18 protein-coding genes are annotated in these 24978 nt (G+C 74.0%); 12 read left to right on the forward strand and 6 right to left on the reverse strand.

From position 1 onward, the window contains the following. The coding region (locus QCN29_RS18590; RefSeq protein WP_279929404.1) for a putative sulfate exporter family transporter at positions 1–383 on the forward strand (383 nt) is incomplete at its 5' end. A gap of 52 nt (positions 384–435) precedes the next feature. Here QCN29_RS18590 and QCN29_RS18595 read toward each other — a convergent pair. Both QCN29_RS18595 and xylB read right to left on the reverse strand, forming a co-directional pair. Next, the gene (locus QCN29_RS18595; protein WP_279929406.1) at positions 436–1419 is read right to left on the reverse strand and encodes a hypothetical protein; all 984 of its coding nucleotides are present in this window, start codon (positions 1417–1419) and stop codon (positions 436–438) included. Between the two features lie 157 nt (positions 1420–1576). Beyond that, positions 1577–3052, reverse strand: a complete 1476-nt coding sequence (gene xylB, locus QCN29_RS18600) for a xylulokinase (RefSeq protein ID WP_279929407.1) — start codon at positions 3050–3052, stop codon at positions 1577–1579. Between the two features lie 302 nt (positions 3053–3354). On the opposite strand from xylB, the gene xylA reads away from it, so the two are divergent. Continuing rightward, positions 3355–4527: a xylose isomerase gene (xylA, locus tag QCN29_RS18605; RefSeq protein WP_279929408.1), complete on the forward strand. Its 1173-nt coding sequence runs from the start codon at positions 3355–3357 to the stop codon at positions 4525–4527. Between the two features lie 362 nt (positions 4528–4889). On the opposite strand, the gene QCN29_RS18610 is transcribed toward xylA, so the two are convergent. From QCN29_RS18610 to QCN29_RS18625, 4 genes are all read right to left on the reverse strand, one after another. After that, the gene (locus tag QCN29_RS18610; RefSeq protein WP_279929410.1) at positions 4890–6155 is read right to left on the reverse strand and encodes an ROK family transcriptional regulator; all 1266 of its coding nucleotides are present in this window, start codon (positions 6153–6155) and stop codon (positions 4890–4892) included. Positions 6156–6168: 13 nt separating this feature from the next. Further along, a complete protein-coding gene (locus QCN29_RS18615; RefSeq protein WP_279929411.1) occupies positions 6169–7374 on the reverse strand; it encodes an MAB_1171c family putative transporter in 1206 nt (401 codons plus the stop codon). Between the two features lie 3 nt (positions 7375–7377). Beyond that, positions 7378–7911 carry a toxin-antitoxin system, toxin component gene (locus QCN29_RS18620; protein ID WP_279929508.1) on the reverse strand — a complete coding sequence of 178 codons (534 nt, stop codon included), beginning with the start codon at positions 7909–7911 and terminating at the stop codon, positions 7378–7380. A gap of 84 nt (positions 7912–7995) precedes the next feature. Beyond that, entirely contained in the window at positions 7996–8640 is a 645-nt protein-coding gene (locus QCN29_RS18625; protein ID WP_279929413.1) for a helix-turn-helix domain-containing protein, read from the reverse strand. A 306-nt stretch (positions 8641–8946) separates the two neighbouring features. Between QCN29_RS18625 and QCN29_RS18630 the strand changes: the two genes are divergently transcribed. From QCN29_RS18630 to QCN29_RS18675, 10 genes are all read left to right on the forward strand, one after another. Then, a complete protein-coding gene (locus tag QCN29_RS18630; RefSeq protein ID WP_279929415.1) occupies positions 8947–10194 on the forward strand; it encodes an MmyB family transcriptional regulator in 1248 nt (415 codons plus the stop codon). Positions 10195–10735: 541 nt separating this feature from the next. Beyond that, the gene (locus tag QCN29_RS18635; RefSeq protein ID WP_240135211.1) at positions 10736–12556 is read left to right on the forward strand and encodes a glycoside hydrolase family 15 protein; all 1821 of its coding nucleotides are present in this window, start codon (positions 10736–10738) and stop codon (positions 12554–12556) included. 90 nt (positions 12557–12646) lie between these two features. Next, entirely contained in the window at positions 12647–12799 is a 153-nt protein-coding gene (locus QCN29_RS18640; RefSeq protein ID WP_240135212.1) for a hypothetical protein, read from the forward strand. A gap of 98 nt (positions 12800–12897) precedes the next feature. Next, complete coding sequence (locus QCN29_RS18645; protein ID WP_279929416.1) at positions 12898–14682, forward strand: fatty acyl-AMP ligase; 1785 nt, start codon at positions 12898–12900, stop codon at positions 14680–14682. Next, entirely contained in the window at positions 14679–16559 is a 1881-nt protein-coding gene (locus QCN29_RS18650; RefSeq protein WP_279929417.1) for an acyl-CoA dehydrogenase family protein, read from the forward strand. The genes QCN29_RS18645 and QCN29_RS18650 overlap by 4 nt, the downstream gene beginning before the upstream one ends. Next, positions 16553–18310, forward strand: a complete 1758-nt coding sequence (locus QCN29_RS18655; RefSeq protein WP_279929419.1) for an acyl-CoA dehydrogenase family protein — start codon at positions 16553–16555, stop codon at positions 18308–18310. Before QCN29_RS18650 ends, QCN29_RS18655 begins: the two co-directional genes overlap by 7 nt. Before the next feature lie 58 nt (positions 18311–18368). Further along, positions 18369–18749 (forward strand): acyl carrier protein, encoded by a 381-nt coding sequence (locus QCN29_RS37130; protein ID WP_398859436.1) that lies wholly within the window; start codon positions 18369–18371, stop codon positions 18747–18749. A 2-nt stretch (positions 18750–18751) separates the two neighbouring features. Further along, positions 18752–21808: a type I polyketide synthase gene (locus QCN29_RS18665; protein ID WP_279929421.1), complete on the forward strand. Its 3057-nt coding sequence runs from the start codon at positions 18752–18754 to the stop codon at positions 21806–21808. Further along, positions 21805–22845 (forward strand): 3-oxoacyl-ACP synthase III family protein, encoded by a 1041-nt coding sequence (locus tag QCN29_RS18670; RefSeq protein ID WP_279929422.1) that lies wholly within the window; start codon positions 21805–21807, stop codon positions 22843–22845. Before QCN29_RS18665 ends, QCN29_RS18670 begins: the two co-directional genes overlap by 4 nt. After that, on the forward strand, positions 22842–24914 hold the full coding sequence (locus tag QCN29_RS18675; RefSeq protein ID WP_279929423.1) for an HAD-IIIC family phosphatase: 2073 nt from the start codon (positions 22842–22844) through the stop codon (positions 24912–24914). Before QCN29_RS18670 ends, QCN29_RS18675 begins: the two co-directional genes overlap by 4 nt. Positions 24915–24978 lie beyond the last annotated feature (64 nt).

Below are 24978 nucleotides of genomic sequence, written 5' to 3' on the forward strand. Positions count from 1 at the left end.
GGTCCGGCCGTGCCGCTCCCGGGGTCGACGGCGGGGCCGCCGTCCGGGCCGACGACGGCGCCGGTGGCGGGTTCGACGGCGGGGCCGGTGGCGGGGCGGGCCGCGCCGCAGGCGGCGCACGGCCGCCGCTCGTGCCGCTGTTCGTCGTCGGCTTCCTCGCCATGGCGGCGCTGAGCAGCACCGGACTGCTTCCCCCGTCGGTGCTGCACGCGGCGGGTCAGGCGCGGGAGCTGCTGCTCGCGGCCGCGCTGTTCGGGCTCGGCAGCGCGGTCGACCTGCCGTCGCTGGCCCGGACCGGCCGCCGGGCCGCGGCGCTGGGGCTGGCGGCCTGGGTGCTCGTCGCATCCGCCGCGTACGCCGGGGTGGCCCTGCTCCCGCGGTGAGCCCGCCCGCCGCCTGTCGCTCCGGCTGTCGCTCCGCCCGGCATCCCGCCCGTCATTCGACCGTGACGACCGTGTGCGTGCCCTTCGCCGCCAGCTTGTGGCCGTCGCGTACATCGGCCACCCAGGTGACCAGCGCGTACTCGCCCGGTGTGAAGGGCACCCGGACGACGACGGACCTGCCGGGGGAGACCGGCGGAGTGCCGACGCTGCCGAGCGGGAAGGGCGGCGGCACGGACCAGTCGTGGTTGTCGACCGCGACGAAGAACCGGTGCACGTCCTCCGCCGTCTTGCCGGGGTGCAGCTTGTAGAAGGCCGCCTCGTTGACCTGGTCCAGGGCGTTGAAGAACAGCAGCGGCTCCCCGGCGCGCAGGGTGCGCGGCGTCAGATAGCGCGCCCCGGCGCCCGGCCTGTCGTACGAGGCGACGACGGCCCGCGGCGCGGGCGGCCGCCCCGCCGGGCCGCCGGAGACCGCGAGCGTGCCGATGCGCTCCTCGCCGACGGGCAGCTCGCGGTTCTGGAAGTCCTTGTACTCGATCAGCAGATAGCTGCCCGGCCGCAGGAGCTGGGTGAAGGTCACCGGGTGTCCCGGCTTGGTGAGCGCGCCGCCCAGCAGTTCGGCCGAGGCGCTCAGGAGCGCGGCGCCCCGTACGCTCTCGTCCCGGTCGTCGGAGAACGACATCCGCAGCCCGGTGCGGAAGTCCTCGAGAGCGTCGGGCCTGCGCAGCCGGACGAGGCCGATCTGTCCGGCCGTCGCGTCGGTCGTGGAGACCGCGAAGCTCGCGGGGCCGGGACGCGCCACGGCGGGTACGACTAAGTCATCGGCGGTGGCGACGACGGTGTACGAGTTCCTGCGGTCCTCAGAAGCCGCCGCCTCCGTCCGGCCGCGGGCGGCGTCCGCGGCCGCCGCCGAGTCGGGTGCGGCGCCGGCGGCGGTCGCCGCGCCGGGCGCGAGGCCGGTGAGCAGCGCGGCGGCGGTCAGCAGAGTGAGTCCGGCGGCTGCGGCGGATGTGGTGCGTCGCCGTGCTCTTGAGAACATGGGGCCTCCTGGGACACGGATGGGTGACGCACCGTACGCCCCTCGCCTCGGCTCGCCGTCGACTCCTCGTCGTGAGCGCCTCGACGGAGGCGACCCGGCCGGCCGCGGTGTGCCGACGCCCGGCCCGGCTGCGGTGTCCCGCGGCGGTCCGGGCCGGTCAGGCGAGCAGTGCGGGCGTCGCGCGGGTCAGGACGTCCGTCACCCGGTTCCAGGTCTCGACGTCGCGTTCCACCGGCGGCAGCTCGGCGGTGTGCCCGCTCTGCCAGCCGGCCGCCAGCGCCACCGGGTCATCGCCCGAGGCGGCCGCCGCCGCGAGGGCCGCCGCCCCCAGGGCGACCAGCTCGCCGTTCTGCGGGATCAGCAGGGGGCGGCCGGAGAGCCGCCGCACCGTCTCCACCCAGTGGCGTCCGCGCGCGCCGCCGCCGACCAGCCGCAGCGGACGGGCGGCGACATCGGGATCGGCCGGGTCGAGTCCGCAGGCGCGCAGCACCTCGTCCAGGGCCCGCAGCACGGTCACCGTCGCGCCCTCATAGGCCGCGCCGAGGATCTGGTGCCCGGTGGTGGCGTGTCGCAGCCCGGTCAGCAGGCCGGAGGCGGACGGCAGATCGGGGGTCCGCTCGCCGTCCAGATACGGCAGCAGCACCACCTCGCCGCCCGCCTGCGCGGCGTCCCGGTGCAGACCGAGGACGGCGGCGACCTTGTCGACGGCCTGGGTGCAGTTGAGAGTGCAGGCCAGCGGCAGATAGGTGCCGTCCGCGGCCGCGAACCCGGCGACGGAGGGGCGGGTGGGGCGGGTGCGGGTGGCGGCGAACACGGTGCCCGAGGTGCCCAGGCTGAGCACAGGCTGGTCCAGCAGCCCCGCGCCGCCCAGCCCGAGGCCGACCGCGGCGGCCATGTTGTCGCCCGTACCGGCGGCGACCGCGATCCCCTCGGGCAGGCCGAGTTCCCGGGCCGCCTCGGCGGTCAGCGAGCCGACGCGCACGGCGCCGGTGGCCGCCACCGGCGGCAGCAGGGCCGGGTCGAGCCCCACGAGGCCGAGCAGTTCGGGGTCGTACGCGCCGTCGGCGGTCGAGTACCAGCAGGTTCCCGAGGCGTCGCCCGGGTCCGTGGCGGGCGTGCCGGCCAGCCGCTCCGTGAGGAAGTCGTGCGGCAGCCGCACCGCGGCGGCGGACCGGGCCGTATGCGGCTCGTGCTCGCGCAGCCACTGCCACTTGGCGGCCGTCATCGAGGCGACGGGAACGGAGCCGGTGCGCGCGGCCCATGCGTCCGCTCCGCCGAGGGCCTCGGTCAGGGCCGCGGCCTGCGGGGCCGAACGCGTGTCGTTCCACAGCAGAGCGGGCCGCAGGGGCCGGCCCTCACCGTCCAGAACGACCAGTCCATGCTGCTGGCCCGCGACCGCGATGCCGGTGACCGCGGCGGCGGGGAGCCCGGACTCCTTGAGTCCGGCGGCCACCGCCTCGCGCAGCGCCCGCCACCACACCTCCGGGTCGCTCTCGCGCGCCCCGTCCGCCCCGCCGACCTGGTGCGCGGCCCGGCCGACGGCGAGCACGGCCCCTGTGCCGGCGTCGGTGAACGCCGCCTTGGCGGACTGGGTGGAGCTGTCCACGCCGATGACGACCCGGTGTGCCGGCATTGCCCACTCTCCTCGCTGCCCTTTTTGCTGTGGCGGAAACAAATTACGCCAGGTGATGCGGAAGGAAAAGGTCCAGAGAGGTCACAGAGAGGTCCAGAGGGGTCTACGGGGCTCCGGAGGGCTTCTCTGAGGCGCGGAACCCGTGCATAATTAGTTCACATAGACAACAAAATCGGATCGGCCATGCTTGGCCGACGCTGCCGTCCGCGCCCCTGTGCGCTCCATGTGCAGTCCGCGTGCTGTCCGAATGCAGTCCGTGTGCAAGTCCGTATGCATCCCTCTCTGGCGAAGGCGGTTGCCCGATGTCGGAACGCTTCACCCCCACCCCCGAGGACCGTTTCAGCTTTGGCCTGTGGACCGTCGGCTGGCAGGGCCGGGACCCCTTCGGAGACGCCACCCGGCCGCCCCTCGACCCGGTCGAGACCGTCGACCGGCTCGCCGGTCTCGGAGCGTGGGGCGTCACCTTCCACGATGACGACCTGATCCCCTTCTGCGCCTCCGACGCCGAGCGGCGAGGGCGCGTCGCACGCTTCCGCCGGGCGCTCGACACGACGGGCATGGCCGTGCCGATGGCCACCACCAACCTCTTCACCCACCCCGTCTTCAAGGACGGCGCCTTCACCGCCAACGACCGCGAGGTGCGCCGCTTCGCGCTCCGCAAGACCCTCCGCAACATCGACCTCGCCGCCGAACTGGGCGCGCGCGTCTATGTTGCGTGGGGCGGGCGCGAGGGGGCCGAGTCGGGGGCGGCGAAGGATGTGCGCACCGCGCTGGACCGGCTGAAGGAAGCGCTCGACCTGCTCGGGCAGTATGTGCTGGAGCAGGGCTACGAGCTGCGCTTCGCACTGGAGCCAAAACCCAACGAGCCGCGCGGGGACATCCTGCTGCCGACGGTCGGGCATGCGCTGGCGTTCATCGAGCGGCTGGAGCGGCCCGAGCTGTACGGGGTCAACCCCGAGGTGGGCCATGAGCAGATGGCCGGGCTCAACGTCAGCCACGGCGTGGCCCAGGCCCTGTGGGCGGACAAGCTCTTCCACATCGACCTCAACGGCCAGAGCGGCGTCAAGTACGACCAGGACCTCCGCTTCGGCGCGGGCGATCTGCGCGCGGCGTTCTGGCTGGTCGACCTGTTGGAGGAGGCGGGGTACGAGGGGCCGAGGCACTTCGACTTCAAGCCGCCGAGGACGGAGGACGCGCAGGGGGTGTGGGCGTCGGCCGCGGGCTGTATGCGCGCCTATCTGATCCTCCGGGAACGGGCGACCGCCTTCCGCGCGGACCCGGATGTCCGGGGCGCCCTGCGCGCGGCCCGCCTCGACGACCTCCGCCGCCCCACGGCGGACGACGGCCTCGCGGGCCTCCTCGCGGACCGTACGGCGTACGAGGACTTCGACGCGCAGGCGGCGGGGGAGCGGGGGATGGCGTTCGAGGTGCTGGACCAGTTGGCGCTGGAGCACCTGACGGGTGCGCGCGGCTGAGGCGGGGCGGTTTCCCTCCCCGCCCCGCTCTCCGCCTCCGCCCTGGGGTGTGGGGGACCCTTATCCCGAACCCGGGGGCTCCGCCTCCGGACCTCCTCTGCGGCGCTCGGTGCGGCGGCTCCCGCGCAGTGCGTCGGCACGGGCGAGCGGTCCCCGCCGGCCTCGCTTCGCGCCGCCGGCGCGCCCTGCAGCCCGGTTGCGGTGCAGTGCCGGCGCGCGTACGGGCCGGCGCGCGTGCGGCCCGGCTCGGCGCACGGCGCCCGGAGCGGGCGGTGGGCCCGGTCGTCCGCGCGGAGCGCCGGGTCGTGCAGGGGTGCGGGGGCGGAGCCCCGGTACATCAGGGGGCGGGCGGGTGGAAGACGTCAGGACGGGGCGAACGCCGCGGGGTCGGACAGGGCCGATTGGAGGACCAGTCCCGCCGCGCCGCGGGAGGCGTCCGTCGTGGGGGAGGCGGGCCGCAGGCGGCCGCCGCCGGGCGACCAGAGGCCGGAGACCACCCGGGTGGAGAGCTCCGCCTCCGCGGGCGGGGCCAGCCAGCGGAACAGCGGCCGGTAGATCCCGCCGAGAACGACCGCGTCCGGGTCGCAGAGGTTCACCGCGCCCGACAGCACCCGGCCCAGCACCCCGCCCGCCCCTTCGAGCGCGGCCAGCGCGGCCGCGTCGTCGGCCGCGGCCCGCCGTTCCAGCTCCGCCACACCGGGCGCGCCGGACTCCCCGTCCAGTCCGGCGGCCCGCAGCAGCGCCGACTGCCCCGTGTACTGCTCAAGGCAGCCCCGCGCACCGCACCGGCACAGCCGCCCCCGCGGGTCGACCGTCAGATGCCCGATCTCCCCGGCGAACCCGTGCGCGCCGCCGAGCAGCTCACCGTCGAGGACCAGCGCTCCGCCGACCCCGATCTCCCCGGTCAGATAGAGGAAGCCGCGCACCTCGCCGAGGCCCTCGGCCCCCAGGCCCCCGAACCACAGCTCCGCCAGCGCGGCGAGGTCCGCCTCGTTCCCCGCGGACACCGGCAGCGGGGGTGCGGCGGGACGCACCGCACTCAGCTCCCGCGCGAACGGCTCCGCCGCCTCGACGCCGCGCCACCCGAGGTTGGGGGCCTCGCGTACGGCCCCCGCGTGCACCAGCCCCGGAAGGGCCAACCGCACACCCACCGGTCGCAGCTCCTGTTCCGCCGCCGAGGCGAGTGCACGCGCGGCGATGTCCGCCGCACGCCCGAGGACCCGCCCGGGGGACGCGCCGCGGTTGTCGAGGTGCTCCACCAGCCGGACCCGGTCGGTGCCCGCGAGATCCGCCACGCACACGGACACATAGTCGACGTTGATCTCGACGCCGACCCCGGCCACTCCGGTGCGCGACACCTTCAGCACCGTGCCCGGCCGTCCCGCGTGTCCGCTGAAGGACTTCCCGGACTCGGTGAGGAACCCGCCGTCCAGCAGCTGCTCCACCAGCGAGGAGACGGCCGCACGGGTCAGCCCGACCCGTGCGGCGACTCCGGCGCGGGTCGCCTCGCCCTCGTCGCGCACGGCCCGCAGCACCAGGCTCAGATTGTGGCGTCGCACGGTGTCGCGGTCCGCCTTGGGGCCCAGGGACGTCCGGCCGCCCCTGGAACTGCCGTTCATGTCGTTCATCGCACGATCGAGCCTACGCGCCCGCCGGGGCCCTGCTCCTGCGGGTCTGTGCGACGGCGGGCGAACGGCGCAGTGCGAGGGAGATCAGCACCAGATCACGCGGTCCCTCGACCGGCTCGGCGGGTCCGGCCGGGCCGGAGTCGTCGGAGGAAGCGGCTCCTGCCGAGGAGATGACCCTGCCCTCCGGGTCGGCGGCCCGGGCCCGCAGCGCGGCGGAGATCATCGCCGCGTCGGCTGCGGCCCGCGCCTGCTCCGGGCAGACTCCGCGGCCGAGGGCGGCCCGCTGGGCGTCGGCCCGCAGCGCCCGGTCGAAGTACGGGTGCAGAAACAGCAGTCCGTCATGGATGTCCGACTCCCGCTGGGTGACCCGCAGGTCGACCGGCGCCCACCGGGGGATCCGCACCGAGGGCGTGGAGTGCGGCGCCACGGTGCGCAGCTCACGCCAGAGTAGACCGAGCCGCCGGTAGGCGCACCAGGCCGACCACTGGTGGGCCACCCGCCGGGCCAGCAGCGGCAGCACGAAGCCCGCGGCGCTGAGCAGAGCGCCCAGCGAGGCGAGCGGCGGCGCGACGGAGGTGCTCAGCGCGTCCAGGTCGGCTCCGGCCCAACGGGCGAACACGGCCGCACTCTTGCAGACACCGTAGCCGAGGCTGAACAGCGAGCCGACGACGATGGTGACCAGCCCCGTGCGCAGCCAGCCGTGGACCTTCCGCGACCAGCGCCAGCACATCGCCGTCATCGCGGCCGCCGCCACACTGTGGGCGGCCAGGTACAGCACGATCATCTCGCGGATGTACGGGGTGCCGGCGTAGTGCGTGTCCAGGTCGCGCAACCGCTCGACGGGGGCCTCGCCCAGGGAGAACAGCACATTGAGGGCGACGACGACCGCCCCGTAGCCGTACATCCAGCGGCGTGCCACCGTTCGGGTCTCCTCGGGCGGACCCCCGCGCCAGTTGACCAGCAGCACCAGGCAGGAGGCGCCAAGCGCGGTCAGGATGCTGTAGACGAGCGGCGCGGAGAAGTTGGGCACGCCGGCGAGGCCGTTGACGGCGGTGATGGTCGGCGGGGCCGCGAAGAAGAACGTGGACGCGGCGAGTGCCAGCAGCGCGCACACCGAGCGCAGCAGCGGATCACGCCAGTTGCGACGCATCCCCGGCAGCTTGAAGGCGAGCGCGAGGCCCAGCGCGGCGGCGGGGATGTAGTAGTCGGGCCCGTCCACCCCTCAGCCCTGCGGACCGCGGTATCCCAGGGAGGCCTCGATGCGGCCGGCCAGCCCGTCACGGCTCGTCGGCCCCTTCCCCGCGCAGCCGCCGGCCAGCCAGGCGCGGCACTTGCTGCCGAGCAGCAGGCCGAAACTCTCGGCCTCGTTCTCCTCCGCCTGGTCGAAGCGGGTCCTCGCGGCCACCTTGAGCACGGTGTCCTGGATGTCCGCCTCGTCCGACAGCAGCCGGGCGGCGACGGCCGCGCCCTCGACGTGGTGGGTGCAGTGCCCCGCCTTCATATGCCACAACTCATGGCCGAGGATGACCACTTGGTGGTAGGGAGCGGTGCGGCGTTCGATGACGATCAGGTCCTGGTCGGTCATGTCGAGCCAGAGGCCGCTGGCGGTGCCCGGAGGGAACGAGGCCGTGCGGTAGCGCACGGGCCGGCCGCGGTGCCTGGCCATCCCTTCGCACAGGGCGGCGTAGAGATCGGCGGGTTCCGCCGGAGCGGGGAGATCGATTCCGGAGACCAGCTCGCCGCACAGCCGGCGCATCTCTTTGCCTATGCTCACCGTTCTCCTCTCCCCTGAAGCGTGCGGGCGGACACGTGTGCGGCCGACGCTGTCCGGAAATCGGGGTTACCGGGAGTCGTCGGGACTGGTCGGCTTGACGCTCTCCAGCAGCATGTCGAGCCACTCGGTGACCTTGTCCCGGTGCTTGTCGGTGGGCAGCTGGGCGGCGCGCCAGGCGATGCCGCGTACGCCGTGGTCCTGCAGCAGCCGCTCCAGCGGATCGCCGTCGCCGGCGTAGTCCTGCAGCAGCCGCTGCTCGGTGCGCTGAAGTGCGCCGTTGAGCGCGTCGGCGTCGTCGGCCGTAAGAAACCCGGCGTGGACCTTGAAGAACCTCTGGATGGCATCGCAGTGCTCCATGGTGGGCCGGCGGTCGCCGTTGATCAGGGCTCCGGCCTGCTGGCGGGACATCCCGGCGCCGTCGGCGATCTCTTGCTGGGTGTAGCGGCGGCCGTTGGGCTTCAGCCGTGTTCTGCGCAGCAGGTCGAAGCGCTGCAGAAAGCGGGTCTGGAGGTCGGGTTCGCCGGCCGGCTGCCCGTCGAGCAGGGCGGCGACGACATCCGCGGGCACTCCGGACGCCTCGGAGAGCTCGTCGACGTGGAAGACGTCGCCATGGCTCAAACCAAGCCTGCCGGCGAGGTCCGCCACGCGCGCAACGGTAGCCGCGAGAGGGCCTGTGGTCGTCGGGCCCGGAACCGAGAAGCCGTCTGTCACCAGTAGGTCTCCTAGATCACGCGGGTTCGCTCCGCAGACAGTGGGCTGCCGCGAGACTAGCCGCTCCGAGTAAATGCAGCCAGGTTTTGCCACAGCTGTGGCGCGATCTGGTCGTTCAACGGCGCGGAATGCCACGATAGTTGACATGACCGCCTGTGCGGTAGCAGGATCGCCACGCGGTTGAAGATCGAAGCGATGGTTCCGGTCCGGGTGAACCGAACTCCGGCAAGGGCGACTTCGAGAACTGCAAGAGCTTCACGAACTTCGAAACACCGCGAGGCGACTTCGAGAAGGGGGGCGTTCTCGATGACACACGAGGCAGGCGCGGAGCAGCCCGGTGTCCAAGGACGGCTCGGATGCGCCGGCGCGACCCGTGGCACGCCGCGGACCCGACGGCTGGCCGAGGCGCTGAGGCGGCGTCGGCGGCAACTCGGCCTGAGCCTGGGGGAGATGGCCGAACGACTGGCGGTCGCCCCGGGGGCGTACCCGGGCGGGAAGCGGACCGGGGAGCACACCCCGGACAGCGCGTCGGCCGCCGCGGTCACCGCGTCGGACGGCCGGCGGGCGAGAGCGGACCGGCGTGAGGCCGAGCCGGACGGCCGGCGGGAACGGGACCGTCACGGCCGCCGTTTCACACGACGCCGCGACGACGCGAAGCCGCGAGCCCTGCTCGACGCCGTGGAACGGGCGGAGCGAAGCGGGGCGGAGAACGCCCGGCCGGCCGGTTCCGCCCAGGGGTACGAGGCGTTCGGCTTCGGCGGAGTCCCGCTGCGCCCCTCGGGCGCCCCGCTGCGTCCCTCGGGGCCGGTGCCGCCGTCGGGCCCCCGCCGTCCGGCCGTGCCGACCCGACCCGTCGGCCCGGCCCGCCCGTCGGGGCCGGTGCCGCCGTACCGCCCGCCCGCCTACCCCGCGGGTCCGGGCGCCCGGCCCGCCCGCCCCGCCGTGCCCGTCGTCGTCCCCGACACGCAGTCCTACCTGCGCGACTACGCGGCGATGATGGACGCGGTGCCGCTGCCGTCGCTGCTCTTCGACCGCCGCTGGAACGTGGCGCACGCCAACCCGGCCTTCGACGCGCTCTTCCGGCGTGTCGCACCGCACCCCACCGCCATGCCGACGCAGAACTTCCTGCGGTTCGTGCTCTTCCACCCGGACGCGGCGACCGTGCTGGCCGACCATGAGACCAGCTGGTGCCTGCCGCTGATGGCGCAGCTGGAGTCCGCCCTGGAGAGCGACGGCGAGGACCGGGTGCTGCGGTCCATCCGTGAGGACATCGCCGGGGATCCGATCATGGACGCCGCCTATCGCTGCGGCCTTCCGCACTGGATGAGCGCCGTGGGTGCGGCGGCCCTCCACCATGACGGAGCGGTACGGCCCCTGTGGCACCCCGACCCGCGCTGGGGTCGCACGGACTGCCGCATCGTCGACGAAACTCCCAGGACCCTTCAGGACAAGGGCTATACGCGGATGACGCTGGTGCTGCGCGAGACCCGTCCGTCGGCGGTGCCGGGCTCCCGGCGCGGCCCCTCCCATCTGCGTGCCGTTCCGGGCGGCTGAGCCGGCCGTACCGGAACGGCGGTCGCGGCGGGTTCAGGCGGGCCCGGCGGCAGCCGACGCGGTTCGGCAGCGCCCCGAAGGGCGCGGGGCTGTGTCGATGTGCGGCTCCGCGCGTGGTCGCGACCGGCCACGGCGTGGCCGCCCGCGCTCGGCGGGAGGAGCGCGGCGAGGAGTATCGCGACGCCCGCGCCGACGGCGGCGGCGGAGCGGCAGGCTGACGCGTATCGGTATGTCACCTCTGACCTCCAGAGGGGGGATTGGGCCCGACGGCTGGGCGCGGGCATGCCAAGATGCGCCCGCCGAGTATCCCGGGGCCCGGCCAGCGCGAATAAGGTGATGTCCACGCCGCGCAATCGGCAGGCGTAACGCGCCCCTTGCCCTCCGTGCGCGTCTTGCGGCCGGCTGCCGCGACGAGTCCGGCGGACAGCCGAGATTCGAGGGGCGATGCGTAACGTGCCCGAACCCCCTGTGTTCCGCAGGGGAGACGGGGGCGGGCGGCACACACCCCCGTGGACGGCTGGGACGGCGTTCGGGAGTTCGTGTGGCTGCGCTCATCGAGGACTATGCACTGATCGGGGACATGCAGACCGCCGCCCTGGTCGCCAGGGACGGCTCCGTCGACTGGTTCTGCCTGCCCCGCTTCGACTCACCCGCCGTCTTCGCCGGGCTGCTCGGCGGCGAGGAACACGGCTTCTGGCGGCTCGCCCCCGTCGCGGGCGCCCTCGGGCCCACGCCCGCCACGCGCCGCCGCTACCGCGGCGAGTCGCTCGTGCTGGAGTCGGAGTGGGACACGCCCGAAGGCACCGTACGGCTCATCGACTTCATGCCGCCGCGCGACGCCGGACGCGGCAGACCGGACGCCGCGCCCACCCTCGTACGCATCGTCGAGGGCGTCTCCGGACGGGTGCGGATGAGCTCCGCCCTGCGCATGCGGTTCAGCTACGGGCGCATCGTGCCCTGGGTGCAGCGCGAGCAAGGGCCCGGCGGACGGGACCGGGTGGTGGCCGTAGCGGGCCCCGACGCACTGTGGCTCGACACCGACGCCGACACCTACGGCAGCGACCTGACCACCCACGCCGCGTTCAGCGTCGCCGCAGGCGAACGCGTCGCGCTCGCCCTCAGCTGGCAGCCCTCCCACGGCGACGCCCCGCCGCGGCCCGACCCCGCCGCGCTGCTCGCCGGAACCGAGAGCTTCTGGGCCCGCTGGACGGGGCAGTGCACCTACCTCGGGCCGTACCGGGAGGCCGTGGTCCGCTCGCTGATCACTCTCAAGGCGCTCACCTACGCCCCCACCGGCGGCATCGTCGCCGCCCCCACCACCTCCCTGCCCGAGGAGATCGGCGGCGTACGGAACTGGGACTACCGCTACACCTGGCTGCGCGACGCCGCCATCACCCTCTCCTCCCTGCTGCGCACCGGCTACCGCGAGGAAGCCCGCGCCTGGCGCGAATGGCTCCTGCGGGCCGTCGCCGGAGACGCCCAGAACCTGCAGATCATGTACGGAGTCGCGGGCGAACGCGAACTCGCCGAGTCGGAGCTGCCGTGGCTGCCCGGCTATGAGAAGTCGGGCCCCGTCCGCATCGGCAACGGAGCGGCGCACCAGCTCCAGCTCGACGTGTACGGGGAAGTCGTCGACGCCCTGTGGCTCGGCCAGACCTCCGGCCTGTCCCGCGACGACTCCACGCACATCCTCCAGATGAAGCTGATGAACCACCTCGAGTCCCACTGGCGCGAGCCGGACGAGGGCATCTGGGAAGTCCGCGGCCCCAGGCGGCACTTCGTCCACTCCAAGGTCATGGCCTGGGTCGCCGCCGACCGCACCGTCCGCAGACTCAGCCGGCTCCCGCTGGAGAGCCCCGTACGGCGATGGAGGGCCCTGCGCGACGAGATACACCGCGATGTGTGCGCCCACGGCTACGACCCGGACCGCAACACCTTCACCCAGTACTACGGCTCCCGCGAACTCGACGCCTCCCTGCTGCTCATCCCGCAGATGGGCTTTCTGCCGCCCGACGACCCCCGCGTCGTCGGCACCGTCGAAGCCGTCCAGCGCGAGCTGTGCGACGACGGCTTCGTCCGCCGCTACCCCGTGCCCGACGACGGCTCCGACACCCTCGGCGGCGACGGACTGCCCGGCGGGGAAGGCGTCTTCCTCGCCTGCTCCTTCTGGCTCGCCCACGACCTCGCCCTCATCGGCCGCACGGACGAGGCCCGGAAGCTCTTCGAGCGGCTGCTGGCGCTCCGCACCGATCTGGGGCTGCTCGCCGAGGAGTGGGACACCCGCCGCGGCCGGCTCGTCGGCAACTTCCCGCAGGCCTTCAGCCATGTGCCGCTGATCGACACCGCTCTGCGGCTCTCCTGAGCGCACCCCGTCCGCCGGTTAGAGCCATCGTCGAGAGAGGGGGCGCATGGTCTGTGGACGGGGTCCACCACACGCCAAGGAGTTTCGGCCATGTCGTCGCTGCGGAAGTTTGTCGTCGTCAGGGTGTTGCGCCCGGTGGGCAGGGCTCTGATCGCGTACGGGATGTACTGGGTCTGGGTGCCCGGGGTGCGGCAGCACGAGACGCTGCCCTCGGAGATCGTGCCGCGTGGCGACGGCAGGTGAGAAACACGCCTTTTTCCATGAGGTCCACGGGGCTTCAAGGACGGCTTGAGAGCGTTCTCCGAAGCTCTGGCCATCAGTACGCGGCGCTGGGGGCGTAGATGGCTGCACACCGGAACTTCACCGAACTCGCGCACGAACGGATAACCGCACTCGCCGAGCGCGAGGCCTATGTGTGCGTCCGGGACGATCAGCAGGGCGGGCTGGAATCCGACGTCCTCAGCTACGGCGAGCTGGGCGAGAGCGCCCGGAGGCTGGCCTCCTGGCTGCAGCGCAGCGGCTCCCACGGCCATCGGGTGCTCATCCTGCAGAGTGATGTACGGCAGTTCATGAGCAGCTTCCTCGGCTGCCTGTACGCCGGGGCGGTGGCCGTGCCCGCGCCCGTGCCCGCCGGCTCCCGGCAGAACGTCGAACGCGTCGCAGGCATCGTCCGGGACGCCTCGGTGAGCTATATCCTCACCGACGCCGCCATGGCCTCCGCCGTCTCGCAGCTGCTCGCCGAGATGGGGCACACCGAGGTGGCCACTCTGGCCACCGACCGCTTCTCCGGAGGAGACCCGGACGCCTGGGAGGAGCCCGGGCTGTTCCCCGACGACGTGGCCTTCCTCCAGTACACCTCGGGGTCGGTCAGCGACCCCAAGGGCGTCATGGTCACCCATCGCAATCTGCTGGCCAACCAGCAGTCGATACAGCGGGCGATGCGCACCTCACAGGAGTCCCGCGTGGGCGGCTGGCTGCCCTTCCACCACGACATGGGGCTGGTGGGGCATCTGCTGCACCCGCTCTGGCTGGGCGCGTGCGGTGTGCTGATGCCGCCGATGACCTTCGTCAAACGGCCGCTGCGCTGGCTGCAGATGGTCGACCGGCACGGCATCACCACCGGCGGCGGCCCCAATCTCGCCTACGACCTGTGTCTGCGCCGCATCAAGGACGACCAGATCGCCGAACTCGACCTCTCCCGCTGGGAGACGGCCGTCAACGGCGCGGAGCCGGTGCGCGCCGAGACGATGGAGGCGTTCGCGGAGCGCTTCGCACCCGCCGGGTTCCGCAGAGAGGCCTTCTACCCCTGCTACGGACTGGCGGAAGCCACCCTGCTGGCCACCGGCGGCGATGTCGGGGAGCCGGCCGCGATGCGCCTCGTGGACGCCGGGGAGCTGGAGCAGCACCGGCTGCGCCCCGCCGAGCTGGGGCAGCCCGAGCGCCGGCTCGTCAGCTGCGGCCGCCCGCAGGGCTGCGAGGTCGCCGTCGTCGACCCCGACACCGGCCGCAGACTGCCCGCCGGACAGGTCGGCGAGGTGTGGCTGCGCGGCGAGAGCATCGCCCGCGGCTACTGGAACCGGCCGCTGGAGAACGCCCACGCCTTCCACGCCGTCACCGAGGACGGCGACGAGGGGTATCTGCGCACCGGCGACCTCGGAGCGCTCGCGGGCGGCGAGCTCTATGTCACCGGCCGCATCAAGGACATCATGATCGTGGCCGGCCGCAACCTCTACCCGCAGGACATCGAGCGCAGCGTGCAGCGCATCAGCGCGCTGTTCGGCTCCAGCGCCGCCTTCGCCGTCGAGTCCGGCCGCGACCATGTGGTCGTCGTCCAGGAGGTGCGCACCGGATCCTGCTTCGAGGCCGAGCTGGCCCAGCTGTCGGCCGCCGTGCGGACATGCGTGGCCCAGGAGTTCGAAGTCGCAGCCGAGAACGTGCTGCTGGTCCGCCCCGGCACCGTACGCCGCACCACCAGCGGCAAGCTCCAGCGCACCGCCATGCGCCGGCTGTTCCTGGACGGGCGGATCCAGCCCCTGTACGAGGAACTGCACCCGGAGGTGCGCGCCCTGGTGACGACGGGGGCGATGAGCGGCGAAGGCGCCACGAGCGGCGGGGCGGCCGGATGACCGCACTCACCGAGCGGACCGGCACACCCACGCCGCTGCGCGCGTCCGCGGACGCCCGAGACGACGAAGGCGGCGGCCCGCGCTGGCTGCTCGCCGAACAGCTCGACCGCGGCCTCGGCGATCCGGAAGCAGACGGGCCGCTCTCCTACGCCCGCGCCGCGCACCAGGACGCGGCGGAGGAGTTCCCTGCGGACGCCTGTGAACTGCTCGGCGCACTGGGCGTCCACCACTACTACATCCCCGCGGAGCACGGCGGCGCGCTCACCGGCTTCCCACAGCTGCTGGAGATCGTGCGCACGCTCGCCCGCCGCGATCTGACCTGCGCCATCGGCCACGGCAAGACCTTCCTCGGCGCGGTCTGCGTCTGGGTCGCCGAGGACCGGGCCGGCGCCGGCCGGCTGGCGCCCCTGGTCAGGGCGGGGGAGCCCGTCTCCCTCGGGCTGACCGAACGCACCCACGGAAGCGACCTGATGGCCGGAGAGGTCGTCGCCGAACGCACCGACGGCGGTTATCTCGTCAGCGGCGAGAAGTGGCTGATCAACAACGCCACCCGCAGCCGGCTCGTCTGCCTGCTCGCCCGCACCTCGCCCGAAGGCGGCCCCCGCGGCTTCAGCCTGCTGCTCGTCGACAAGAACGAGCTGCCCGAAGGGGTCTGCCGCACCCTGCCCAAGGTGCGCACCCTCGGCATCCGGGGCGCGGACATCAGCGGCATCGCCTTCGACCGGGCCCCCGTCGACGCGGACGCTCTCGTCGGGCGCGAGGGTCAAGGCCCCGAGACCGTGCTCAAGGCCCTCCAGATCACCCGCTCGCTGTGCACCGGGCTCTCGCTCGGCGCGATGGACCACGGGCTGCGCCTCGCCTGCCGGTTCGCCGCCGAGCGGGAACTGTACGGACGCCGGCTCATCGACCTGCCCGCCGCGCGCCGCACCCTCGCCGAGTCCTACGCCGATCTGCTCGCCATGGAGGCGCTGAGCACCGTCGCGGCCCGGTCCGTCCACACCCTGCCCGACGAGCTGAGCGTGACCTCCGCCGTCGCCAAGTACCTGGCGCCGACCGTCGCCGACGACATCCTCACCCGACTGCGCGGGGTGCTCGGAGCCCGCTCGTACCTCTCCCGCCACTACGCGCACGGACGCTTCCAGAAACTGGAGCGCGACCATCGCATCGTCGGCATCTTCGACGGCAACACCATGGTCAACCTCTATGCGCTGACCGCGCAGTTCCGCACGCTCGCCCGCCGCCACCCCGTGCGCACCGGCAGCCGCGAGGAGCGGCAGGCCCTCGCGGCCGCCTTCGGCCACACCCGGCCGCTGCCCCGGCTGCGCCCCGGCCGGCTCAGCCTGGTCGCCCGGAACGGCAGCAGTCTCATGGGCTCCCTGCCGACAGCGGCCGAGGTGCTTGCCGCCCAGGCGTCCCGCGAGCCCGCGCTCGCCCCGGCGGCCGCCCTCGCCCGCACACTGGCGGCCGCGGCAGCAGAACTGCACACCCGGATGCGGGCCCAGCGGCCCGTGCCCGGCGGCGCGCCCGTGGAGAGCTTCGACCTCGCCCGCGGCTACAGCCTGCTGTTCGCCGCCGCCTGCTGCCTCGGAGTCTGGCAGCACAACCGGCGCGAGACGCTGCACACACGGACCGAGGCGCTGTGGCGCGACGGCCTGTGGCTGCACGCCGCCCTCGCCCGGCTCGCGGAGCGGCTGGACCAGGCGGCGCCCGGCCTCACCGGGCCCCGGCCCGGCCGCCCCTTCGCCTACGACCCGGAGCTTGCGGAGCTGTACGAGCGCCTGCTCGACCGGCTCGCCGACCAGTACCAGGCGGGAGAGCTGTTCTCCCTGCTGACCGGCCGTATCGCAGAAGGACCCCCCAAAGGACCCCCATGCTGACCCCGAGCCAGGAAGAAGTCCTCATCCAGCAGCGCGTCGCCGAACTCGAACGGCGCTTCGGCGACCCGGCGGACCCGGACAATCCGCTGGGCCTCGACGCACTGCTCGCCGCCGACGAGCGCAGCGAACTCCTCGCCGAGGCCGAGGCGGAACTCGCCGACTTCCGGCTGAACGCCGAATTCACTCCGCAGGAGCTCGGCGGCAGGCTGGAGAGGATCGACACGCTCGGCCGGGTCCTGCGCACCGTATTCCGCAGGGACGCCAGCCTCGGGCTGGGGTACGGGGCCACGACCTTCCTCGCCGCCGTCGCCGTCTGGGCGGCCGGCGCCCCCCGGCAGCAGCGGCGCGTCGCGGACCTGCTGCTCGGCGGCGGCCGACTGGCCATCGCCTACCACGAACTGGCCCACGGCAACGACTTCGTCCGCAACGAGTTCCGGGCCCGGCCGGTCGACGGCGGCTTCGTCCTGGACGGTGTGAAGCAGGTCATCAACAACGTCGAACGGGCAGAGGCGCTGGTGCTGTTCAGCCGCACCGACGAAGGCCCCGGCAGCCGCAGCCACTCCGTGCTGCTCGTCGAGAAGGACCGGATGCCCCCCGACCGCTACCGCTATCTGCCGCGCTACGAGACGGTCGGCGTCCGCGGCTGCCAGAACGCCGGCATCGAGTTCACCGACTGCCCGGTCGGCGCCGACGCCCTGGTCGGCCGGCTCGGCGACGGCGTCGAACTCGCCCTGCGCTCCTTCCAGATCACCCGCAGCGTCGTCCCCTCCATGATCCTCGGCTGCGGGGACACCGCCCTGCGCACCGCGGTCGGCTTCGCCCTGGACCGCAGGCTCTACCACCGCTCCGTCCTGGACATCCCGCACGCCCGCGCCACCCTCACCGGCGCCTTCACCGACCTGCTGATCAGCGACTGCCTGGCGCTGGCGGCCACCCGCGCCGTGCATCTGCTGCCCGACGCCACCAGCGTCTACGCGGCGGCCGTGAAGTATCTGCTGCCGAAGCTGCTCACCGAGACCGCCTACGACCTGTCGATCGTGCTCGGCGCGAACTTCTATGTACGCGACGGAACATACGGCGCGTTCCAGAAGCACGTCCGCGACCTTCCCATGATCAGCCTCGGGCACGCGGGCACCGCCGCCTGCCAGGCGACGATCATCCCGCAGCTGCCCCGGCTGGCCCGCACCGCCTGGTTCACCGGCAAGGCCGCCCCCGAGGGGCTGTTCCGGGTACGCGACCCGCTGCCCCCGCTGGACCCGGCCAGGCTGGCGCTGGTCGCGGGCAGCGACGCCCTGGTCGCCACACTGGACGGGGCCGCCGAGCAGTTCACGGGCCAGGACGCGGCGCGGGCCGGCGAGTACGCCGAGGCGTTGAGCGCACTGGCAGCGGCCCTCGAGCAGGAGCTGCGCAGTCTGCAGACCGAGTGCCGCGACATGCCCCCCAAGGACCGCACCGTCCTCGCCAGTCCCAAGGCGTACGCCGTCGCCGACCGCTACACGCTGCTGCTGGCGGGCGCGGCGTGCCTGGGGGTGTGGCGCTGCCAGGAGCCTGCGGACGATGCGTTCCTCGCCTCGCCCGCCTGGCTCGCCGCCGCCCTGACCCGGCTCGTCAAACGGCTGGGCCGGCCGCTGCCCGCGCTGCCCGAGGGCTGGGACGGCCGGCTGCTCGACGAAGTCCTTGGCCGCTACCACGAAAGCCGCAGCTACGACCTGTACGACACCCCGATCGCCGGCGAAGCGCACCTGGCGTGACACACGCCGCAGCCCTGCCGAGAGGCGTCGCCGAGAGCACGTTGTGGAGGAGCATCAGATGGCGCTGCATCCCCCCGGGGCGGACGTCCCGGGCCCCAGTCCGTCGTCCGCGGCACCGGTCGCGTCGTCGCCTGCCGCCGCGGCGGTCGCGTCGCCCGGGGCGGTCGCCGCCCACGACACCCGCTACTTCCGGAACTGGCTGATCACCCGGCTGAGCGAGTATCTGCAGCGTCCCGCCGAGGAGATCGGCAGCCGCACGCCGTTCGCGGAGTACGGGCTCGACTCGGTGGCCGCGCTGAGCCTCTACGGCGACATCGAGGAGGAGTTCGGCCTCTACCTGGAGCCGACCGTCGCCTGGGACCACCCCACGGCCGACGAACTGGCCCGCCACCTCCGCGACGAGTTCGCCAAGGCCGGCGACGGGCGGCGGGAGGTGTGACCATGGGCCGTCCATCTGGCCCGTCCTCCCGTCCGGCGACCGGGCGGCGTCTCGCACCACCGGTCGCGGTGGTCGGTCTGGACTGCCGCTTCCCGGGAGCGCCCGACCCGGAGGCCTACTGGCGGCTGCTGCGCGGCGGTGTGCCCGCCGTCGGCGAGCGCCCCGCGGCCCGCGGTCCGACGCCCTCCCCGCCCGGGGGGTTCCTGGCCGACGCCGACGCCTTCGACCGCGCCTTCTTCGCCGTCCCCGCCGCCGACGCCGAAGCGATGGACCCGCAGCAGCGGCTGCTGCTCCAGTGCGCCTGGCGGGCGGTCGAGGACGCCGGAGCGTCCCCGGCCCGGCTCGCCGGCACCCCTGTCGGCGTCTACATCGGCTGCATGTCCGACGACTGGCTGCGCCTGAGCGCCGCCTCCCCCGACGGGGTCAGCCCCCGCACCGGCACCGGCGCGGGCCGCTCCATGCTCGCCAACCGCATCTCGTACCAGCTCGACCTGCGCGGCCCCAGCGTCACCGTGGACACCGCCTGCTCCTCCTCCCTCGTCGCGGTCCATCTGGCGTGCAGCGCGCTGCACGCCGGGGAGTGCGAACTGGCGCTGGCCGGCGGCGTGAACATCGTGGCGGGGCCGGTGCTGGACGAGATCTACGCGCAGTCGGGGCTGGCCGCCCCCGACGGCCGGTGCAAGCCGTTCGCCGCCGACGCGGACGGCATCGGGCGCGGAGAGGGAGTCGGCGTGGTGGCGCTGCGGCTGCTCGAGGACGCCGTGCGCGACGGCGACGCGGTGCACGCGGTCATCCTGGGCAGTGCGGTCAACCAGGACGGCCGCAGCAACGGCATCATGGCCCCCCGCCGGGCCTCGCAGCGCGACGTGATCGCCGCCGCCTGCGCCCGGGCGGGGACGCGGCCCGAGGAGATCCGCTACGTCGAGGCGCACGGCACCGGGACCCTGCTCGGCGACCAGATCGAAGCCCTGGCACTGGGTGATGTGTTCCGCGATGACGACGGCGTACGGGAACGGCCCCTGGCGCTCGGCGCGGTCAAGGGGCTCATCGGGCACACCGAAGGCGCCGCGGGGATCGCCGGCCTCATCAAGACCGTCCTCGCCCTGCGGCACGGACTCGTCCCCGCCGACCCGCCGCCGCCCGGCGGGGCGAACCCTCGGCTCGCCCTCGGCAGCCGCGGCCTGGAGCTGCTGACCGAGCCGCTCACGCTGCCCGCGGAAGGCTGCGCGGCCGGCGTGTCCGGCTTTGGGATGGGCGGCACGAACGCGCACCTCGTCTGCGGCTCGGTTCCCTCCCCGAGGCCGTCCGGGGGACCCCTGCCGTTCGACACCCGCGGCACCCCTTCGGCCTGCTCGCCCGGCAGCGAACCGGGGTCCGTGAGCGCCGGGTCCGCGGGGGTGTTCACGCTGTCCGCGGACAGCCCCCGCGCGCTGCGCCGGAATCTGCGGCTGCAGGCCGTGGACGTCGCAGGGCGCGGCGCGGCGGAGTTCGCCCGGCTGTGCTGGACCAGCAACCGCTCCCGCGCCCATCTGCCGTACCGCTTCTCGGCCGCCGCCGACACGCCCGAGGAGCTGGCCTCGCGTCTCTTCGCCGCCGCGGACCTGGACGCGGACTTCCAGGACGCCGGCTTCCGGGACGCCGGCTTCCGGGAGGCGGAGTTCCGGGAGGGGGAGCATGCGCCGGCCGTCGCCTTCGCCTTCACCGGGCAGGGGGCGCAGCACCCGGGGATGACCGCGAGCCTGTACCGCCACTCCGCCCTGTACCGGGGCTTCCTCGACGAGGCATCCGCGGCGCTCGAGCCCCACACCCGCGCCCCGGTCCGCGAGACGATCCTCGCCGGGGACCCGGCCGTCCACAGGACGGGCCTCGCCCAGCCCGCGCTGTTCGCCGTGGAGTACGCCCTCGCCCGCACGCTCATGGAGCTCGGCGTGCGGCCCGTGGCCGTCGTCGGCCACAGCGTCGGGGAGTTCGCGGCCGCCGTCGTCGCCGAGGCGCTCGACCTCGCCGACGCCGCCCGGCTCATCGCCGTACGCGGCACGCTGATGCAGCGGCTGCCCGAAGGCGGCGGCATGCTGGCGACCAGGGCGCGGTCCGCGGAGGCCGCCGCGCTCGTCGCCGACGAGCCCTCCGTCGGCGTCGCCGCGCTCAACGGCCCCGGCTCGACGGTGCTGTCCGGCGACCTCACCGCCCTCGGCAGAGTCCGCGCCCGGCTGGAGGAACGGGGACTGGCCTGCACCCCGCTCACCGTCTCCCACGCCTTCCACTCACCCCTGATGGCCCCGGTGCTGCGGGACTTCGAGGAGGCGGCGTCCCGGGTCACGTCCGGCCGCCCCCGGCTGCCGTTCCACTCGACCGTACGGGGCCGGCTCCTGGCGCCGGGCGAGGACCTGGACGCCGCCTACTGGACCGAGCACATCGCCTCCACCGTGCTGTTCGAGGCAGCAGCCCGGTCGCTGTGCGCCCAGCGGCCCGCGCCGACGCACCTCGTCGAGATCGGGCCCAAGCCTGTGCTGTGCGGACTCTTCCGGCGAATCGCGGCCTCCCGGGACCTGCCCGCCCTCGCGGTCTGCCGGGGCGCCGACTCCGGCGCCCGGGAGCTCGGCGAGGCGCTCGCCCGGCTGCACCAGGACGGGCTGGACCCCGCCTGGGACGGCCTCTACGCGGACGCCGACCGTCAGGTCGTGCGGATGGTCCCGCACGCGTTCTCCACCGAGTGGCGGTCCTGGCGGCACGCCGCGCAGACGGCCGAGACGGCTGCCGCGGCCCCGGGCGAGCGGCCCCCGAGCGGCGGGCTCTTTGCCGACCGGGTGCGCGAGGGCGTGCGCGAAGCCGTCGCCCTGGTCAAGGGCGGCCGCTGCGACGACCTGGACGACCAGCTGCGCTTCTACGACGACCTCGGCTTTGACTCCGTGATGCTGATGGAGCTCAAGTACCGGCTGGAGGTGCGCTTCCCGGAGCTCGGCGAGCTGTCGATGCCGGAGATGCTCTCCAGCCTCGTCAGCGTCGAGAGCCTGATCGGCTATCTCGGCGAGCAGCTCGAAGCGGCGGTCCCGGGGTGACGGCCGCGCGGACCCGGCTGGCGGGCGTGGGCACGGCGCTGCCCGGCGACCCCGTCGACAACACGGCGCTCGCTCTGCGGCTCGGCATCTCCGCGGAGTGGGTGGAGGCGTTCATCGGCACCAGAACCCGGCACTTCGCCCTCGACCTGGCGAGCGGAGCGGTCCGCTGGAGCCTGGAGGACCTGTGCACGGACGCCGCCGACCGGGCGCTCGCGGACGCGGACGCCGACCCCGAGGACGTCGGCTTCCTGGTGCTGGCCACCGCCACGCCCGACGCGCTGATGCCGACCACGGCCGCACTGGTGGCGGACCGGCTCGGAATCGACCAGGTGCCCGCGTACCAGCTCCAGTCCGGCTGCTCCGGAGCGGTTCAGGCGCTGGCGCTGGGCTCCTCGCTGCTTTCGGCGCAGGGCCGTGGCGGCAAGCCGCTCGGGCTGGTGATCGGCGGCGACGTGTGCAGCAAACACCTGGATCTCGCACAGGACTTCCGCGAGCTGCCGCCCGCCCAGCTCGTCAACTACGTGCTGTTCGGGGACGGCGCGGGCGCGGTGGTGCTCAGCGGCGAGTCCGGGACCGGACGGCGGGCCAGGCTGGCCGCGGCCGACCACTGGCTCAGCGGTCTCGGCCGGACACCCGGCCAGCGCGTCGAATGGTTCGGCGCGGCGGACCGCCACAGCGGCCGGCCCGCCGTCACCGAGGACTACAAGGCCGTGGAGCGCCAGGTCCCGGTCATGGCGCGCGAGGTCCTCGACACCCTTCTGGCGACCCTCGGCTGGACTTCGGAGAGCCTCGGCCATGTCCTTCCGCCGCAGCTCGGCGGCCGGATGACCGAGCGCATCACGAGGACGCTGCGGCAGGGCCTCGAGTGGGAGGAGGTCTCCTGTGTCGCGGAGACCGGGAACAACGGGAACGCCCTGGTCTTCTGCCAGCTTCAGCGCCTGCTGCCACGGCTGGGAGCACAGGGGCGGGCAGTCGGCATCGCGATCGAGTCCAGCAAGTGGATCAAGGCCGGCTTCGCAGTGGAGGCGACGACATGACCACGCGACGCGATGAAGCGGAAGCCCGGATGCGCGCGCTGCACGCCGCGGGCGCACTCGCCGCCTCGTACCCCGAACTCGCCGGCCTGCTGACGGCCCTGGACGAGGCGCCCCCTGCGGCGCAGCCCGCAGACGACGCCTGTGACTGGGCCGGGCGGGTGCTGGCGCGCCTCGACCCCGGTGAGGTGCTCGCGGCCCACCCCGGGACCCCCGTCGTACGGGTGGCGGTGACCGGGCGCGCCACTGCCGCCGGGATCGTCGCGCCGCTGACCGCCCAGCTCGCCCGGCACGGCATGCTGATGATCCCGTATTCCGGCGGGCACGGCGGTTATGTGCAGGAGCTGGCCGATCCGGCGTCCGGCCTGTACGCCCACCGGCCCGAGCTGACGGTGTGCCTGCTCGACCCGCTGACCGTCTGGGACCGGCTGCCCGCCCCGTGGCAGCCGTACGACGTCGCCCTGGAGGCCGAGCGGCAGCGACTGCTGCTGGCGGAGCTCGCCGCGGCCCACCGGGCGCACGCCCCCGAAGGGGCCGTCCTCGTCCTCAACACGGTCCCGCTGCTGCGCCGCTTCACCCATCAGCTCGTCTCCCTCGACCAGCGAGCCGAACTGGGCGCGGTCTGGCGGGAGTTCACTGCCGACCTGCTGCGGATGGCAGACCCGGCGGCCGGTGTGGCCGTGGTGGACGCCGAGCCCCTGACCGCCTCCGGCATCCGGGCCGACGATCCGCGCCTCGGCGTGTACGCGGACGCCCCCTGCACGGCCCGACTGCTCGCCGCACTCGCCCGCGAGACCGCCCATCTGGCCCGCGCCCGGCGCGGAGCCGCCAAGAAGTGCCTCGTCCTCGATCTGGACGGCACCCTGTGGGACGGCGTCCTCGCCGAGGACGGGCCGGAGCGGGTGCGGGCTGCACGCTCGCTGCGCTCCGGCGCGTTCGCCGCCTTCCGGCGGATCGCGGAGCAGCTCGCCGCGCAGGGCGTGCTGCTGGCCGTGTGCAGCAAGAACGACCCCGAGCCGGTCGCCCGCGCCCTGGCCGCCCACCCCGACTGGCCGCTGAGCGCGGACGACTTCGTCAGCGTCGTCGCCGACTGGGGGCCCAAGGCGGACGGCATCCAGAAGATCGCGGCCGAGCTCGGCATCTCTCCGTCGAGTGTGGTCTTCGCCGACGACAGCGTCTTCGAGCGGGAGGCGGTCCGGGCCGCCGTGCCCGGAGCGGCCGTGGTGCCGCTGGACGCCGAGCCCGCCCTCCACGGCGAACGGCTCCTCGCCGACGGCTGGTTCGACACGCCTACGCTGACCCGGGAGGACCGCGCCCGTGCCGACCGCTACCGGCAGCGCGAACGGCGGGAGCGGCAGCGCACCCGGGCTGCGGACTACACAGCGTTTCTGCGCGGGCTTAGCATCGAGGCGTCCGCCGCGCCGGCCGCCGACGGCGACACCGCCAGGATCGCGCAGCTCACCCTGCGCACCAACCGCTTCAACCTCACCGGCGTCCGGCTCACCGCCGCACAGGTGGCGCGACGCGCCGACGACCCGGCCGCACTCGTCCTCGCGGTCCGCGCCGCCGACCGCTTCGGCGACGACGGAGTCGTCGGCGCGGTCCTCGTGCACCGGGACGCCGACGGACTGCATCTGGAGAACTACGTCATGAGCTGCCGGGTCCTGGGCCGCGGCATCGAGGACGCCGTCCTCGCCGGACTGCTCCGGGCGGCACGGCGCGACGGGCTGCCCGCCGTCCATGCACGCTGGCGGCCGACCGCCGCCAACGAGAAGCTCCGCGGCTTTCTGACGGGCCACGGCTTCACCGCCGTGCCCGACGACGATGACGACGGCGGCGCGATCCGCTGCCGCCACGACCTGCTGCACCTCCCGCCGGCCCCGGACCACATCCGGCTGGCGTTCCAATGGCATTCGCACCTCGACAGGACGGGACCGCCCGCCCATGGACGAGGGAGCCGAAGCGGGGGCCCCGCCGACGGCAGGGGGAGCGAGGGCGCCGGACGGCCGGGGTCCCCCCGGGCGGAGTCCGGCGGCACACGCAGGTCCCGGGGAACGAGGGAGCGAGCATGACCGACCGTCGACACACGCCAATGCGCCCCGGAGGAGAACCGAGCCACGAAGCAGAGGAGCCTTC

Origin of the sequence: Streptomyces chengmaiensis (assembly GCF_029846775.1) — a bacterium.
GTDB lineage: Bacteria > Actinomycetota > Actinomycetes > Streptomycetales > Streptomycetaceae > Streptomyces > Streptomyces chengmaiensis.